The sequence below is a fragment of the Paraburkholderia sp. DHOC27 genome (genome assembly GCF_003429005.1).
Taxonomy (GTDB): Bacteria; Pseudomonadota; Gammaproteobacteria; order Burkholderiales; family Burkholderiaceae; genus Paraburkholderia.
Genome location: NZ_QVQV01000006.1, coordinates 335,825 through 353,070, shown reverse-complemented (window position 1 = coordinate 353,070; position 17,246 = coordinate 335,825). Strand labels below are relative to the sequence as shown.

Sequence of the window (17,246 nt, the reverse complement as noted above, 5' to 3'; positions counted from 1 at the left end):
TCTGCTAACGACCGTTCGCTTCCCCATACACCGCCTTGCTCTGCGCATTCCCGCGAAGCCGCTTGCGTGCGCTCCCGCGCAAAACGGGTCACGCATGCATCGCATACAGCGCCTACGTCACATTCCTCACATCAGGCGGCCGTGCGCCCCAAGGCTGCCCGGACAGTACAGGCGCCGACGACGACTCCAGTAGTCAGCGCGCCCGTCCAGGTGCACAGCCTCGCGAGCAACGCGCCCGCGCATGTCGCTCACAGCGACAGCAATGCAAGTTCGGCGAGCGCCTCACACGCTCACCAACATGACCATCATTGATGGGTACCGCTCGGACATCCTCTCGCTTTCCTGAGACACTGTGAAACGTGCTGGGAACGCCAGGAGGATCGCCTTGGTCATTACGGTATCAACATCCGGCGTCACTAGCGATGTCGGGAAACACTTGATTACACTTGATACACCGCGCATGAGGAGCAAGGTTGGATGATTGTGCGACTGCTGTCTTACCTCACGAACTTCGGGGACCCTTTTCTCACCGTGCCGCTGGCGGGCGCAGTGATGCTTTGGCTCGCAGCGACGCGCTCGTGGCGTGCGCTGATTACCTGGGTGGTTTGTTTTAGCGCCGGCGCCGGGCTCGTTGCAGCGAGCCACTTCGCGTACGCGGCGTGGGGGCTCGAAGTCCCGGCGCTCAATATGACCGCCGTGAGCGGCCATACGATGCTCGCGAGCGCCGTGTATCCCACGACATTTGCATTGTGTGCAAGCATGGCGCGCACCCGTACCGCGGTGTATGCGTACGTGTTCGGACTCGTGTTTGCCCTTGCCATCGGACTGTCACGTCTGTTGATGGGTTTTCATACGCCCGCCGAGGTCGTGACGGGCTGGCTGCTCGGTACGCTCATCGCCGCCATCACGTGCAGGCCTGCACTTTCATTACGAGCGCGGGCCGGCGTGCTTTCCATTGGCAGGGAGGCGCGGCGCGATTCGACCGCGTTTGCGGCGCTCGCGCTGGCGCTGATCGTCGTGTGTCACGGCAAGATCCTGCCCGTGTCGGCGTGGATCGATGACAACGCATCCAGATTGTCGCAGCAATGGAGCAAGGTCCCGCTGGACGATAGCCACTAGGTGCGCATGCGGGAGACTCCGCAATGCGCCGCTGTGGCGATCATGGGTGGCGCGGCGTGTGAAGCGTCGATGCCGCCCTGAACGTTAGATGGAATTTCTGGCGCGCGTGGGCATGCTGACGCTGACCGGCATGCTGGTCTCGCGTTCGACGGTACTGTCCTTATTCGCACCGATGCCCGAATGAGACGCATGGGCCGCATGCGATGCCCCAGCGAGGCCGCCCGGGCTCGCCGTAACCGGTGGCCGCACGTCGGCGCTCGGGCCGCTCAGGAACGCTTCACGCAGGAACGTCTGACACATCGTCACGACCTGCTCACGCGCGACACGATCCAGCACCTCGTGATCCATGCTCGGGAAAATGAGCGTACGTGCGCGCGACAGGCGCTTCAGGCGCCGGCCGTTCACGCCGAAGTGCATGTACAGCTCGTCGAGGCTGTGATCCCGCGGACTGAATAGCAGGCGAATATGCACACCGTCTGCATCGAGCCGCTTGAAGAGACGCCGCACCTGATGGCTCGGCGTCGAGCCGCCGCCCAGCGCATCATCGGTCCATTCACCCACCATGCCCTGCATCTGCGCCACGCCGTGTTGCCACATGGTGCGGATCACCGGGCCGAGCCGCACGTCGCCACGCAGCACCTGCGCCCATTTGTTGGCGCGCACCATCGAGCGCAGATGCGCGCGCGGCGAGCCCGTCTGCAATTCGGCGGCGGCCTGCATGGTGCACCCTTCGGGCAGCTTCAGGCTGACCGGGTTCACCAGCACCACGCCGCGCACATTGCGGTTTTGCTGCGCAGCCTGCAAGGCGCTGTATGCGCCGGCGCAAATGCCGAACACCACGATGTTCCGATAGCCGCGCGCCGCCACCCAGTCCACGGCTTTGGAGAGGTCAGCGCCCATTTCTTCCATGACCGTGTGACCCGGCACACAGAGCTGAGGGGCGCCGGCGCAGTCACCGAGGCCCGCGGTATCCACGCGCAGCGAGGCGAAGCCCTGCTCGGCGAGCTGACGGCCGAGTTCGACGCCAAAGCGGCCGTCACCCACGTGATGCGTCGCCGCCGTATTGGCGATCAGCACGATGGGCGTCTGTTCCGGCGAGGTGCGACGCACTGCCGGTTCGCACAGCATGCCGAACACGCGCCCCTGGGCAATCTGCGACGGATATTCGATTGCGCCCGAGGTGACGATGGCAGGGTTCGAATCAATGGATACCTCAGGCGCGCGAAGCGGCGCCATGACACCGTCGGACAACCAGTCCGTGGTCGCGCTCAACACCGACTCGGGCAATTCCGTCATCCAGGGAGGCTGCATGACCTGCGCGTAGTTGTCGAACGCGATGGAAGCCACCTCGATGCCGTTCGCTTCGTAATGGGCACCGAGTGCATAGCTGGGGTCGCGCGGGCCGCTGTGGGCCAGCAAAACACGCTTGACGTGCGGCGTGGCTTCCTTGCGCAGATCGAGCGTGCCGAGTGTATCGAGCACATCGGCATTGAAGCGGTGGCCGAGAATATCGCGCGCGCCGGGCGGCGTGACTGCTTCGCCTTCGCCAAAACCTGCGGTATGGCGCCATGCCTGATGCAGGACACCCATCTCACGCAGGAAGAGGCGCGTCGAGACCACGGGCGCAAGCAGCGCGAGCGAATCTACTTCCGTGAGTTGCGACGCGAGTGCGGCGACCGTTGCGCCATAGCGGAACCCCGCGAGCGAGATGCGCTCGACGCCGGTGACACGCTTCAAGTAATGAACTGCTTCCAGTACTTCGTCGACCCAGGCATCTGGGCGCAACGCTCCTGCGAGATCCGTCGAGTCTCCTGTACCCAGATAATCAAAGCGCAACACCGACACGCCGCGCGCCGAGATACGTTCCGCCAGTTCACGCATTGCCGCATGCAACCACATGGCCTCGTGTCCCATTGGATTGCAGATCACGACACCCCGGTCACCAGCGGCCGGATGCAACCAGCCGAAATGCCCACTGAATACGACAGGTTTCATTGTTCTACGTCCTATTATCGGTTAGCGTTCCAGGTCGGATCTACGCCCTCCCTGTAGCCAATTGACAGCGTTCCAGGGCACTGTCGCTTTCCAGTAGGCGCTATCCGTGAACAAAGTTAAGTGCGATGTCACACACACGGTTTGGCGGTCAACGCGGCTGCGCGCTGCGGGGCTTTGTGGGGTAAGGGTTGGCGTGTTTTGGCGGGGAATCTGAGGCTTGTGAGAAGCATCGCTTTGTGCGATGCGGGGGGGACGTACCACTGATTTGCAAAACGCAGGAGACCCTGAAATGCAAGGGTATTCTTCAGTTTAATGTGGGGTGGCGCACGTAGAGGAGCATCTTGCGAAACCGCAAATTGGCTGACTGTGGCAGCGAGTTTGACACTTTCTGTTGGGTGTTTCGGACTGCTACCACACAGTGATCGTGTGGAGGTATCTTTCAGGGATTGACGCTGAATTTATGTCGTTCTGCCAGGCAAATGTGCTGGTGCAATTTCTAATGGGTGTCTGCGCGATGCAGTTACGAAGACGAGAGATGCTGAATTAGAAACAGTCGAACACGACCTCGACCACCTGGTCCGTCGCACCCCATACGCCTTCGGTATGTACTGCGACCAGGTGATATTGCGCGTTTTGCGCTTTGCAGTATGCGGCCGCGCGCTTCAGGCCGACGTTCTTGACGTGATTCCACGAGATGATCGACCAGCGCGCCTTGCTGGTCAGGATCAGATGACCGTCGCGACGCGCATCTACGTTTGAGACCGTCGTGCAGGCTGCAAGGACACTGATGCCGGCGATGCACATGCTTTTGCGGGCGGCGCCTGAGAACACCGATGCGGCATGCAGCATGAGACCGTGGCTGGCGGGCGAGCGATGCGGGAATACCTTAGGCATGAGCACTGACGGTGATTGCAGGGTGGCGGCCCAGCGATTGTATCGACAATCCGTCCGGGGTCCGTTAGGGTCAAAAATACCACGCCGCCCTGCTGCTGCCCTCACTGCCGCCTCATGCGCGTCGATATGCCCGAGTTGACCCGGGCATTAACGCACGACCGTGGAATCAGGTTGCGCCGAGCGACAAGGAAGGATGCAGTTGCGTATCGGCGGATTTCTCTCCGGAATACACCGACGCAGTGCCAAGGTCACGTGGGGACATGACCACCTCGCTCTCATCGAGCCTGAACACCGCGACCGCATCGCGCAGCACCGTCGCCTGCTCTTCCAGCGACTTCGCGGCAGCCGCAGCCTGTTCGACGAGCGCTGCGTTGTGCTGGGTCACTTCGTCGATCTGCGTGATGGCCTTGTTGACCTGGGCGATGCCCTCGCTCTGTTCCAGCGCAGCCGCTTCGATTTCGCCCATGATGCCGGTCACACGCTCCACCGACTGCATAGCCTCACGCATCGTCTTGCCCGCCTCGACCACCAGCGATGCGCCCTGCTCCACCTTGGCCGCCGATTCGCCGATCAGTTCCTTGATCTCCTTGGCCGCCGTGCCGGAGCGCTGCGCGAGACTACGCACTTCGGAGGCGACCACCGCGAAGCCGCGTCCCTGTTCGCCTGCGCGGGCGGCTTCCACCGCCGCGTTCAACGCGAGGATGTTGGTCTGGAACGCAATGCCTTCGATCATGCCGATGATCTCCGCCACCTTGCGCGAGGACGTCGTGATGCCGTCCATCGTTTCAGTGACGCGGCCCACCACCGTGCTGCCGCGCGTTACGGTGTCGAGCGCGCCATGTGCGAGACGATTGGCTTGCTGCGCGTTGTCCGCGTTCTGTTTCACCGTGGCGGACAGCTCTTCCATGCTCGCTGCGGTCTCCTCAAGCGCTGCGGCTTGCTGTTCCGTGCGGCGAGACAGGTCCGCGTTACCGGCAGCGATTTCGTTGGCGCCGAGCGTAATGGCGCCGGTGCTGCCTCGCACCTTGGATACCGTGTCGACCAGGCCATCGCGCATCTGCGTCAACGCACCGAGCAACTGGCCCATTTCGTTACGCGAGCGCACGCGCACCGCTATTGTCAGGTCGCCCGCAGCGATACGCTGAAAGTGGCGAATGGTCTGGTTGACCGGCTTAACCACGGCCGCCGACAACCCTACCCGCGCCATCATGCCGATCACGATCGCCGCGACACCAATCGCACCGAACGCAAACGTGGCGATGCGAAACCGCGTCGCCGCTGTTTGTGCCTGGCGCTGCTGGTTGTCGATCTGCAACTGCTGGAGCGAATCGATCGCCTTGGCATACGTGGCGTAGAAGTTATTCGCCGTCTCGCCCTGGATGTTGCGAAACGTGTTGAAGTCGTTGTCGGCGAGCGCCTTGAATTCAGGCTCGATGGCCTGGTCGACGAGAGCGGCGCGCGCCGTTTCCACCGCGTGCGCGAGATGCTCTTCGTCTTCGCTGCCGAACGGGCCCGCCATATAGCTGCGGAAATCCTCCGTCGATTGGTTCAGCACCTTGTGTGCTGCGGGGAGCAGGTCGTCGGTCTGCTTGCCGACGCTGAAGAGGGTCTCGTAGCTGCCGAGCGAGAGCCGCACCTGCAGCAGCTTCGCGGAACTCGCATTCAGGCGTGTGAGTGCGATGGAGTTGTGCTGCACGTCCTCCAGCCCGTTGCTCGCGAGCTTGAGCGCGCCGTAGCCGACCCCGATCACAGTCAGCAGAAAGGCGACAAACACGCCGATGACCAGCGTCAAACCGCCGCGAATGGTGATGTTCCCTAGCATTTTTTCCCCGTAACGTCCTGGTCAAGAGCGGCGCCCTCTTGTTGGCACTTCGCCGCAACTAGGTTATCGGCCGTGCAGGCCGAGGACTGGATAAGGGGAATCCATGACGGTAAGGGTTGCCGGGTGGGTGCGCGGCCCGGTATGTGGGTAGCGATGAGCGCGTCGCGGTCCTAGCGTTGCGTCACCTTCCACAGTGTGGAAAAAGTCGCCGAACCTACCGTTACGTAGTCCGTGGAGTGGCAGTTGTCCGAGAGCGAGTCGCACACGATGGTCAGCTTCGCCTTGTTGGTGAAATCGATAGATACTGGCTGGTCGACCCCACTGGCGGACTCCGCCGGCAGATCGTAGGCAAAGCGGTACTTCTGCTCAGGGATTTTCGAATGATCGCCAAGAATAACGAGCGTACCGGTGTTCGCTGGTGCGGGATCGAAGTGCAGTTCCGCCGTATCGGCCATCTGTGTTTCGCCTGTCATCACCACGGGCTGCGGGTAGCCGCCTGCGAACGCCCACGCGCTCATCGAAAACAGAATGAAAGAAAAAATGTGCTTGCTGAACATCTGCGGCTGTATGTGCGTTTGTATCTGCGTCTGTGGGTGTAAATGATTCGCCAGTATGAACGAATTGCCCGTTCGTTTCAGGCGCGCTGCCAGAACGCCAGGCGCTCATTTAATCGACTCTGCAACGACTTGAAGCGGGCCACTTCCGCTGGCTTTTCAGGACCTGTACGTTTCATTTGTATAATTCGGCGTCTTCGCACAGGCTCACGTACATGCTCAGTTTCGCGCTCGGGTTTCTCGTTTCACTGCTGGTCACGCTGCTGATCGTGCGCTACGCGCATTTGCATGAAAAGTTCTCTACCGATACCGATCTCGCCGGCGTGCAGAAATTCCACGCGAGTCCCGTGCCGCGCATTGGCGGAACCGGTATTCTGATTGGCCTCGTCGCATCCGCCTTGCAGTTGCATCACGCCTATCCGGTCGTCTCCAACGGCATCCTGGGGTTAGTGGCGTGCGGACTGCCTGCATTTGGATCGGGCCTCGTGGAAGATTTGACCAAGCGCGTATCGCCACTTGCGCGGCTCATCTGCACAATGGTGGCGGCCGCGCTCGCCTACTTCCTGCTGAACGTCGCGGTCACGCGCATCAGCGTGCCGCCTCTCGATTTCCTGCTTTCGTACGCAGCCATTTCCTGCGCGGTCACTGTGCTGGCCGTGGCGGCGCTGGCGAACGCCGTCAATATCATCGACGGCTTCAATGGACTCGCGTCGATGGTGGCATTCATGATGTTTGCCTCTCTGGCGTATGTCGCGTTCGAAGTATCGGACCCGGTTGTGCTCTCCGCGTCGCTCATCATGATGGGCGCGGTAATGGGCTTCTTCATCTGGAACTTCCCGGCAGGGCTTATCTTTCTGGGTGACGGCGGCGCGTATTTCATCGGCTTCATGCTGGCCGAACTGTCGATCCTGCTGGTGATGCGCAATCGCGATGTGTCAGCGTGGTATCCCGTGCTGCTGTTCATGTATCCGATCTTCGAAACATGCTTCTCGATTTACCGGAAGAAATTCATTCGTGGGATGTCACCAGGGATTCCTGACGGCGTGCACTTGCACATGCTGGTGTACAAGCGGCTGATGCGCTGGGCGGTTGGGGCGCGTACGGCGCGTGAGCTCACGAGGCGGAATTCATTGACTTCACCGTATCTGTGGCTGCTGTGTCTGGTGGCCGTGATACCGGCGACGCTGTTCTGGCGGCACACGCTGCACCTGTTCTGCTTCGTGATGGTGTTTGCCGCGACGTATGTCTGGCTTTACGTCAGCATTGTGCGGTTCAAGTCGCCGAGGTGGCTGGTGGTGCGGAAGGGACGGCGGTAAACAGCAAAAGGCGCGCAAGCGCCTTTCATGCCTGACCGTAACTGGAATTCGATCGTCACATGGAAGCACGGATACCCGTCACGTCCGACACACTTGTCAGCGGCGGTGCCAGTGTCGGCTGATATTCCGGCACCCAGCGCCGGAGATCGCGCCGCACTTCATCGTCGGCCAATACACGGTGCTGCATCAGCCACGGCAACAATTCGTCGAGCAGGTTGTCCGGCACACCACGCGCCTGAGCAATACGCAGTTTGGGATGCGGCGTGCGCGTTGTGGTTTCATCGTCGGCGAGCAATTCCTCGTAGAGCTTCTCTCCCGGCCTCAGGCCGGTGAACACGATCCGGATGTGCTCCTCACTGAAGCCATATAAGCGGATCAGGTCCCGCGCCAGATCAACGATTTTTACGGGCTCGCCCATATCGAGAATGAATATCTCGCCGCCCCGCCCCATGCTCGAAGCCTGCAGCACGAGCTGCGACGCTTCCGGAATGGTCATAAAGAAGCGCGTGATTTCCGGGTGCGTCACGGTGACCGGACCGCCCTTCGCGATTTGCTGCTGAAACTTTGGAATGACGCTGCCGGCGCTGCCCAATACATTGCCAAAGCGCACCGTTTCGAACTGAATGCGCGTGCTGGTCTGCTGCAACGCCTGACACGCCATCTCAGCGAGCCGCTTGCTCGCACCCATGACATTGGTTGGGTTGACCGCCTTATCTGTCGAGATGAGGACAAAATGCTTTACGTCATGTCGGATCGCCGCCCGTGCCACACGGTAGGTTCCGAGCACGTTATTACGCACCGCTTGCCACGCGTTTTGCTCTTCCATCAACGGAACATGCTTGTACGCGGCCGCGTGAAATACGATGTGCGGCGCGTGGCGCGATAGCACCTGGTCCAGCAGCAGTGAGTCTTTTGCATCTCCGATAACCGGGATCACCGGCAGGCCCGGGAATTTCTCGTGAAGCTCTTCCGTCAACTTGTACATGGCGTATTCGGACAAATCGAACGCGATAAGCTGAGCTGGTTCGAAGCGCAGAATCTGACGGCACATTTCCGAACCGATGGAGCCGCCCGCCCCAGTAACCATCACGATGCGATTGCGCAGCAGCGCTTCGACGTGAGGCGTGTCGATCTTGACGGGATCACGGCCCAAAAGGTCTTCGAGGTCGATCTGCCGAACGCGCGACAGGAAGGCCTGGCCTTGGGTCAGAGCGGTCAGTGCTGGCAGGACCATGGCGCGAACGCCGGCCCGAACACACAACGTGGCCACGCGGCGCTGTGCTTCCACCGAGGCGGAAGGAATGGCGATGATGGCGTACTCGGTTTTCAACGACTCAGCGAGTTGCGGGAGTTCGCTGATTGGACCCAAGACTTTATAACCATATATTTCGCGACCGTGCTTGGCGACGTCGTCGTCGAGCAGGCCGACCAGACGCCATTCACTGGAACGAGAGAGTTCGCGGGCGAGATTTGCACCGGCCGACCCCGCACCCAACACCACAACAGGCTTGCCTTGGCCCACGAGGCCGCCATAGAGATAAAACTCCTTCGTCGCGCGATAGAGCGCTCTAGCGCCACCCATGGCAAGAAATAGCAACAGCGGAGATACGACGAGCACCGAACGCGGAACAATCGGCACGGGTTGCACCATCAGCGAAGCGACCATTGCGACCAGAGCGCCGGTCGCAACGGACTTCGAAATGCGCATGAGATCCGGCAGACTGGCGAAGACCCACATCCCCCGGTAAAGCCCGAAGATGCGGAACATGATGCCGTAGATGGGCAAAACCCAATACAGCGAATGTAATGCTCCGGCTCTGAAGTCGGCGGGGACCGCGCCGTTGAAACGGATGATATAGGAGGTCAGCCATGTTGCCCCGACCGCGCACAAGTCGAACAGGAAAGCGCTGAGAGATAGCCACGAGGCCTTGCTTCTTAGCATCAACGTGATACCCCAGGTGAGTGTTCAGACCGCGTTGATTGAAAACGGTGCCAGCGGATATCGACCGCTGCGCCTAGCAGGAACAGCACTACGATCCATGCGGCGACGACGCACCATTGAACCGCCCGAGAGTACCCCAGCACAATCAGAGCAACCATTATGCCTGTAGCCATCACCGCATACCACGTCAGGGCCGTCTTGGCATGTCCCATGCCGGATCGCACCATACGTTGATAGTAGTGCTCCCGGTGGGCTTCCCAAAATTTTTCGCCACGCAAAAGACGACGCGCCAGAGTGATCGACGCGTCGGTAATAAACGGCGAGAACACCATCGCCGGAAACCAGATCGGCCAGGCCGCATGAACCCAACCCCAATAACCCAAAGCCCCCACAAAGAAACCGATTGAGATCGAGCCGGCATCGCCGAGGAAAATCCTGGCGGGATGGAAGTTGAACAACAGGAAGCCCAGCGCTGCGCCCGCCACCGAGGCACATGCCGGCGCCAAATAAGGCAAAGGATGGGGGCTCAGCAGCGCGGCTATCGCAAGCCCCCCAAAACCGAACAGCGCCATGCCACCCGCAAGGCCGTCTGCGCCGTCCATGAAGTTATAAAGGTTGACTACCCAGAGCATCAGAAAGACGATGACCGCCAGCATCCACCAAGGCACAGAAGCTGGATATAGGACGACGAAGCCGATCACCGCAATCAAATGCGCCCCGAATCGCACCCGCGCAGGAAGCCCACGCCGATCATCAATCTGAGACACCGCAGCTAGGAAAGCGCCCCCCACGGCAGCGCACCATAAGTCTGGTGCAAGCGACAAAATAGCCAAGACCGCCACTGGCGCGACGCCCCAGCCCCCAACCCGAGGTGTGGGGCGCACGTGCAACGAGCGATCATTGGGTAGATCTGTGGCGAGACGCCAAGCCAGGCCCGTCTTCAATAGAATCAACAGGATCGCAGCACACAGGCACGCTGCCACCAGCGCAGCCACTGCAACAGCCGCCCATGGAGAAACCGTAGCGAATCGAATGAACATGGACGACATCAGTGAGATGAGCGGTACCAGCGCGCGGTTGCAGCAATTCCACCGTCGAGAGAGTACGGTGGCTGCCATCCAAGCAAGCTACGGATACGACCCGAGTCGACCTGCAAACTGCCGACCAGACGCTCAACCTGAGGTAGACGGTTAGTCAGACGACCAGCCGCGCGCAGCAGGGCAACTGGGACAGGAAATAGTCGCGCGGGCTTTTGCAAATGCGTCCCCAGAATGCGCGCCAAATCGGCGACCGTTGGATCTTCACCGTCCGTCACGTGAAAGCACTGGTTCGCAGCGCGCGGATCAGAGACGCAATTGGCCAGCGCATCCGCCAGGTTTTCGACGTAGACAAGACTTCGCCTGGCACTTACCGAGGCAAGCGGTAGCGGCGTCCCCTTCCATACGGCGTCCATCAGTCGCAGGAAATTCGCCCGAACTTCCGGGCCGTAGACGAGGGGCGGCCTGACGATCACGATTTCAAGCCCAGACTCTTCGCCATAACGCAGCACCGCTTGCTCAGCCTTGAGCTTCGACCGCCCGTAGGCATCCTCTGGTTTCGGTAAATCGTCCTCGCGTACCGGGTGGCCCAAGTCCGCCTCTGATACCGCTTTGATACTACTTACGAAGACAAACCGCTGCGCGCCTCTCCGGCGTGACGCCTCCGCCACTCGTAACGCGCCCTCCACATTGGTCGCGAGGAAAGCGGCATCTGGATCAGCCGCAACATCTCGCATCACGTGAACACGCGCTGCCAGATGCACGACGCATTGCGGCTTTAGCCCTTCAGGCCAAGCCATATCCAGATCGGCAAAATTGTTGCCGGGTGCTACCCATTCCGTGACACCGCTTACGCGGGCCCCGGATTGACGCACAAGGCCGGTAACAGCATGTCCTCGACTCGACAATATCGGACACAGCGCTCGGCCGACAAAACCGTTTGCGCCGGTGACTAGGACCTGCGTCATAGCCACTTCCAGCCAAAACGATTGAAGAATTTATATGCCGAAAGCGCAAACATACGGATATGCGTCCACCCTTTGCGGGCAGCACCGCCGCCGTGATGCAGTACACGTACCGTCGGCGCATACACCACGCGGGCGACGTCGTGAGCCCGCAGGCTCAAATCGTAGTCTTCAAAATAAAGGAAATATCGCGGATCGAAGCCCGTCAGCTTTTTGAGCACATCCATTCGAAACAACATGAAACATCCGCTTACGATCGGAGGATCCCACACAACTGCCTGACCGCTGATCACATCGCGCATTTCATAGCGCGCAAGACGCCTTGCGAAAAGCTGTCGCACGTTGCGGGGGAGGAAGCCGCGGGCGAACAGGTCAAGTACAGTTGGATAGCGGCGACACAGAAATTGCTGACGACCTTGCTCATCACCGATCCATGGGGTTAGCAGCCCAGCGGACGGGTTCGCTTCAAAAAAGTCCACGGCAAGGACAAGTGAGTTGGGATCGAGATCGATGTCCGGGTTGAGAATCAGATGGTAGTAGCTCGCCGACCGCTCGATTGCAAGGTTGTGACCTCGTCCATATCCGATATTGCCGTGTCCGGTCAGCACTGTAGTAGCGACATGCCCCGTCTGAAGGACGTCGAGTTCCGCACTAACGTCCGGCAAGCCACCATTATCGACAAGATAAAGGTCAACCGCAAACTCAGGCCGTAATGCACGTAGCTGTGCACAGGCGATGCGAAGGCTAGCGAGCGTTGCTGTCAATTCGCCGAGCTCGGGCTGGTAGACCACGATCGACACGGACAAACCAGGATTTTCGGACCATCGTGCGCTTATGACATTCATGAGAGGGGGAACTGCGTGCTTCCTAAGCGACAACCTGGTGGCCGAAAGCACGCAGTGTGCTCAAATTGGGCGACCGAAGCAACCCGGATTGCGCTTTGTTACTTTCCGGGATGCGACCACCGCCGACGTCTGCAGTTTGAAGGCTTCTTGACGACTTGGAAGATGTTCCGAAGAACTCAAATCGTCGAACAGTACACAACCCACACTGTTCAACTTTCAGCATCGACAAGTTTTTCGTTCGTCGGCCTCACGCCTACTCATCGTCAAGTGGTGCCATCTCGGCTTTTTCTGCGCTTTCCTGGAGCAGACGATAATCTTCGGCGAATCGAGTCTTGACCAGTTCAACCAGTGCAGGATCATAAAATTGACGGTGAGAAGGAAATCCACCGCAAATTTCTTTAAAGCCCAAAAAAGCTTCGCCCGAAGCATCGATTACGTTGGCACCAACATCAAGATTTGAACCTGTCGCGTGAGGAGCATATGACCTCAATTCGATATTCTTGAATAATGAATTCGAACTCCATTGCGCGGCCAATCTATCCATCCGCAAATAAATCGACGGCTTGACCGTTTGCAGAAACGAAGATTGGCTGCGCCAGTGTGGGTCTAGCTGCTCGTCCGGAAACACGCATAAATGGGTGACAAATTCGCGGAACGTGATGGATCGACGCCAATGCGGTCGCTGCCGTCCACGCTGGGCGCGCCATATGTAATCGAGCAGTTCATGAACGAAAAGTTCTTCCGGCAAAATATCCGTGAATTTGTTTAGAAAAGCTGAAATGATGCGCTCATAGGGGTCCCGCAATATGGCAAAGCAAGGCCATTCGTCCGCACCGTCTACCGCCTCGGTGAAAACGTGGTCGAACTGATGGGGATGCTGCCCTTGCACCGTGGCATGTCCCAGGCTATTAATCACGGTTGAGCATGCGTTTTTGGGTATTCTCACGAATCTCAAATTATGTTCAGGAAAATAAAAAATCGTCATTTCTCGGTCCGTTCTAAAATCAATAACTACGGGAATGCATAACCCAAGCTGGCATTCAATTTTGGGAACGTTTACGCGCTTTTGTCCGACCGATGTCAGACTTTCCATTGCCTGACCACGATCAGTATGGTAGGGCGCAAGTGCATTCACTGCGTCAAATGGAAAGATGAAGGCGGTCCAGCTATCCCAATTTTGGAAAGCATTCTACCTGACGCCGCCTGGCATTTATGGTTACGAAATCTAATCACCCATATTCTGAACGACCTGGCTCGACCGTAGCAGTGGAAAGCCGCCGAATCGTCGTCGTTCGCAACGACCTCGTCGGTTGATCGCGGCCTGCTGCTTAACACAGCCACGAAACACGATTCCGAACGACGCTTACTGCAACGATTCGGTCCAGCGCGATGACTCAACAGACAGCCGAAAAGTCGGGCTGGCGACAGTTACCTAGGGACTGCACGTAATTTCGTCCGCGCCCTCGTTCGAAATCGTAAGACTTTGCCCGCGCACATCAGTCCGATTTCCCGACCGCATGCGAACCGGCTTGACGCCGGGGCGATTGCAAGGATAATACGCTCACTGAAAGCTAGTCGGCTTTCGTTCGGTTAAAGACCGCATACGCGCGTGCGTTTGCCTGCTGTCCGTTGTGCTTTACGCCCACCGGCTGACCGTCCAAGCATTCTACATCCCTCCTCGCCCTCACCTGGCGCTGGACCGAACTAGGGACCTGGCTCCCAGTGTCGAGTGGCACCGCAATTCGACACCGGTTACTTACCCCACGGCGCCAAAACCACCTGGGTGAAACGAGGGGCGGTGCCCAGCCGACAGCGATACACGCGCAAGCGAACTTACAGCAGCGGCGATGCGGACGGCCGCAAATGGAATTGCAAATGAAGGCACTCATTACCGGTGGGTTCGGCTTTATCGGCGCTCACCTTACCAACCTCTTGGTCTCGAGGGGCTGGCACGTCACCATCGTCGAGTTAAAGGAAGCCGTCCCGTGTGTACCGCTCCCTCCGCAGAACGTAACGACGGTCTACGGCAAGTATTACGACCAAAGCGTCTTGCGGAGCGCACTTGTGGACGTCGATGTGTGCTTTCATCTTGCGTCGAGCGTCGGGCCCGCGAATTCGAACGAACGAGTCATCTTCGACATCGAGACAAACCTTATCGGCACCATTAACCTGCTCGATGCAGTACGAGCATCGACCGTGCGTCGATTCATTTACCTTTCGTCAGGCGGGACGGTATACGGCGGCAAGCACAGTGAACCGTTGACTGAAGATATGCACGGATCGCCGACCTGCTCTTACGGGATCGTCAAGAAAACCGTCGAATATTATCTGAGTCTTTATAATAAGCTTTATGGACTCGAATACAACGTACTCCGGTTAGCCAATCCATACGGAGTGGGTCAACGCCTCAATGGTAACCAGGGGGTTATCGCCAATTTCATTGGTAAGATAATCTCCAATGCGCCTATTGAAATCTGGGGCGATGGTTCAGTTATCCGCGACTACATTTACATTTCCGACGCAGTCGAGGCGATCGCGCGCGCCGCGACAGTCGAAAGCAAAAATGAACTATTAAATATTGGCACTGGAATTGGCCTTTCTTTGTCGCAGATCGTTCAGCTTCTGAAGAATGAGTTCAATCATTCCTTCGACGTGGAGTACAAGCCTGGGCGCGGCGTTGATTTACCGGTCAATATTTTGAATATTGAAAAATCGCGCAAGTTATTGGACTGGACTCCCACAGTGGATATAGCAGAAGGTATAAATCGTACTGTGGCGTGGGCCGGCCAGCAGACGCACGCTATCAATCACCTCGCCTAAAAAATCGCCGATTTCGTTACATAAGTAACATCGTGATGCCAACGACGTCGTCAATATACAAACAGTAAATGAAAATCTCAGTATACGTTAACTACTTTAACTCGGCGCACCTTTTAGACACGAACTCGCTTCGGCCCATTCAAACTGGAAGAGCTCTCGCCGTTCAAAAACTGCCGATGCTAGGTGATGATACTGGCGATAACATTTCCAGGAAAAATCCCGCGTACTGCGAATTGACCGGGCAATATTGGGTTTGGAAAAACGACAAGCAATCCGATTACATCGGGTTGATGCATTATCGCCGGGTGTTTGATTTCTATCCCGAGATGCAAAATCGTACGGTGGATGCGGCGGGCCTCGTAGTGGAGGATCGCTTTACACCAGACGTACTCGCGCGATATGGACTGAATGACGACAGCATCCAGGAGTGCGTCGAAGGATTCGACATGGTCGTTGCAGAACCATGGACTGTTCCCGCGATTGATGGCAAAGCTTCCATTCGCGACCATTATGCTCAACATCACAACGTAAAGGATCTGGAGCTGGCAGGCGAGATTATCAACTCTCTCTATCCGGATTACTATAAAGATTTTAAAACGGTGATTGGATCTTCAGCAGGTCTTTTCACCAATATGTTTATCTTCAAACGCGACATCTTTGAAGAATATTCAGAATGGCTGTTCAAAATCCTGGATGCATTGGACGCATCTATTGATGTAACCAATTACAATGCATCCGAACGTCGGGTTATTGGATATATCGCAGAGCGCTTGCTTGGCGTATTCGTGACCAATAAGATCCGAAACAACCCTACCCTGAAAGTACGCTATCTTCGGCGTGTCTTCGTTCGTGATACCAAAATTTACGCCCAGTGCCCCGATCTCCCCGACACTCCCCTTGAAATCGTATCAGTGGTCGCCGCGACGGATCACAATTACGTGTCGCACATGGCGGCTTTGGTTGCCTCAGTTTTCTCGAATGCAGATCGATCGAAATTTATCGATTTCCTGATCCTGGACGGCGGAATTACTGAGGACGATAAACGTGGGCTGCGTATGCTGGAGCGGATTCATCCGCATGCGCAAATATCATTTGTTGACATGTCCATGCAGTTTTTGGACATCGAGGCCCACATGTATTTCACGCGCGCGACTTTCTATCGGCTCGCGCTGCCTGAGATCGTGAAAAATCGGAAGAAGTTACTGTTTCTAGACACCGACGTAATCGTTCTGGACGACGTCAGCAAGATTTTCGATTTCGATCTAGGTGATCACGCAATCGCTGCGGTCAAAGATCTGATCATGCATGCCTTCGTTTCACAAGGAGTCAGTTCTCTTTCAACCGTCGGCGGCACGACCGCGATGAAGTATCTATCTGACTATCTTGAGTTAGCAGATGATTATGACAAGTACTTTCAGGCCGGCGTGATTCTGTTTAATCTCGACAAACTCCGAACTGAAAATCTTTCCGAGCGGATGATTAATGATCTCCGTCACAAACGCTATTGGTTCCTTGATCAGGATGTTTTGAACAAGTATCTCGCACGGGATGTTCTCTATCTTGACGCAAAATGGAACTGTGTAAACCTGCCTGATGACGTGTCCGACGCTTTGCCGAGTGGGTTAAAAGTCAAATACGATCGTTCCATCCAGGCGCCCTCGATCATTCATTATGCCGGCGCACAAAAACCGTGGAACAGTTTTGATTCGTTCTTTGCGCACTATTATTGGTACTATCTTAGGTTGACTCCCTGGTACGAGCGCGCAATGTCGAAGCTCCAAAAACCGCAGCCGGCCTCCGCTCCGATAATGGAGCAGATTCGCCGGACGTCGCCTCTTCGCTGGGCCGCATCGAGAATCTGGGGATCAATGCCAAGGTTTGTCCGACGTGCGATCTGGCCAGTCGCGGTGTGGCTGGATAAGAGCTTATAGAGAGGG

General features: G+C 57.6%; 13 protein-coding genes. 4 read left to right on the top strand and 9 right to left on the bottom strand.

The window, feature by feature from the left end:
- Positions 1-477 precede the first annotated feature (477 nt).
- Positions 478-1,119, top strand: a complete 642-nt coding sequence (locus tag D0B32_RS20295; RefSeq protein WP_259295068.1) for a phosphatase PAP2 family protein — start codon at positions 478-480, stop codon at positions 1,117-1,119.
- A gap of 84 nt (positions 1,120-1,203) precedes the next feature.
- On the opposite strand, the gene D0B32_RS20290 is transcribed toward D0B32_RS20295, so the two are convergent.
- The 4 genes from D0B32_RS20290 to D0B32_RS20275 form a co-directional block, all read right to left on the bottom strand.
- Positions 1,204-3,114: a serine aminopeptidase domain-containing protein gene (locus tag D0B32_RS20290; RefSeq protein WP_117336067.1), complete on the bottom strand. Its 1,911-nt coding sequence runs from the start codon at positions 3,112-3,114 to the stop codon at positions 1,204-1,206.
- A gap of 543 nt (positions 3,115-3,657) precedes the next feature.
- Positions 3,658-4,008 (bottom strand): hypothetical protein, encoded by a 351-nt coding sequence (locus D0B32_RS20285; protein ID WP_259295067.1) that lies wholly within the window; start codon positions 4,006-4,008, stop codon positions 3,658-3,660.
- A gap of 166 nt (positions 4,009-4,174) precedes the next feature.
- Positions 4,175-5,830, bottom strand: coding sequence for a methyl-accepting chemotaxis protein (locus D0B32_RS20280; protein WP_117336065.1), 1,656 nt, complete (start codon positions 5,828-5,830; stop codon positions 4,175-4,177).
- A 170-nt stretch (positions 5,831-6,000) separates the two neighbouring features.
- Positions 6,001-6,387, bottom strand: coding sequence for a hypothetical protein (locus D0B32_RS20275; protein ID WP_117336064.1), 387 nt, complete (start codon positions 6,385-6,387; stop codon positions 6,001-6,003).
- A 212-nt stretch (positions 6,388-6,599) separates the two neighbouring features.
- Between D0B32_RS20275 and D0B32_RS20270 the strand changes: the two genes are divergently transcribed.
- Positions 6,600-7,700: a glycosyltransferase gene (locus D0B32_RS20270; RefSeq protein WP_117336063.1), complete on the top strand. Its 1,101-nt coding sequence runs from the start codon at positions 6,600-6,602 to the stop codon at positions 7,698-7,700.
- Positions 7,701-7,755: 55 nt separating this feature from the next.
- On the opposite strand, the gene D0B32_RS20265 is transcribed toward D0B32_RS20270, so the two are convergent.
- The 5 genes from D0B32_RS20265 to D0B32_RS20245 all read right to left on the bottom strand — a co-directional run bounded on the left by D0B32_RS20265 (position 7,756) and on the right by D0B32_RS20245 (position 13,474).
- Positions 7,756-9,642 carry a nucleoside-diphosphate sugar epimerase/dehydratase gene (locus D0B32_RS20265; RefSeq protein ID WP_117336062.1) on the bottom strand — a complete coding sequence of 629 codons (1,887 nt, stop codon included), beginning with the start codon at positions 9,640-9,642 and terminating at the stop codon, positions 7,756-7,758.
- Complete coding sequence (locus D0B32_RS20260; protein ID WP_117336314.1) at positions 9,642-10,682, bottom strand: glycosyltransferase family 4 protein; 1,041 nt, start codon at positions 10,680-10,682, stop codon at positions 9,642-9,644. Before D0B32_RS20260 ends, D0B32_RS20265 begins: the two co-directional genes overlap by 1 nt.
- 8 nt (positions 10,683-10,690) lie before the next feature.
- A complete protein-coding gene (locus D0B32_RS20255) occupies positions 10,691-11,647 on the bottom strand; it encodes an SDR family oxidoreductase (protein WP_117336061.1) in 957 nt (318 codons plus the stop codon).
- The gene (locus D0B32_RS20250) at positions 11,644-12,489 is read right to left on the bottom strand and encodes a glycosyltransferase (protein ID WP_117336060.1); all 846 of its coding nucleotides are present in this window, start codon (positions 12,487-12,489) and stop codon (positions 11,644-11,646) included. Before D0B32_RS20250 ends, D0B32_RS20255 begins: the two co-directional genes overlap by 4 nt.
- 253 nt (positions 12,490-12,742) lie before the next feature.
- The gene (locus tag D0B32_RS20245) at positions 12,743-13,474 is read right to left on the bottom strand and encodes a sulfotransferase family 2 domain-containing protein (protein WP_181969855.1); all 732 of its coding nucleotides are present in this window, start codon (positions 13,472-13,474) and stop codon (positions 12,743-12,745) included.
- Positions 13,475-14,364: 890 nt separating this feature from the next.
- Between D0B32_RS20245 and D0B32_RS20240 the strand changes: the two genes are divergently transcribed.
- A complete protein-coding gene (locus tag D0B32_RS20240) occupies positions 14,365-15,309 on the top strand; it encodes an NAD-dependent epimerase/dehydratase family protein (protein WP_181969854.1) in 945 nt (314 codons plus the stop codon).
- A 68-nt stretch (positions 15,310-15,377) separates the two neighbouring features.
- A complete protein-coding gene (locus D0B32_RS20235) occupies positions 15,378-17,240 on the top strand; it encodes a DUF4422 domain-containing protein (protein WP_117336057.1) in 1,863 nt (620 codons plus the stop codon).
- Positions 17,241-17,246: the final 6 nt, after the last annotated feature.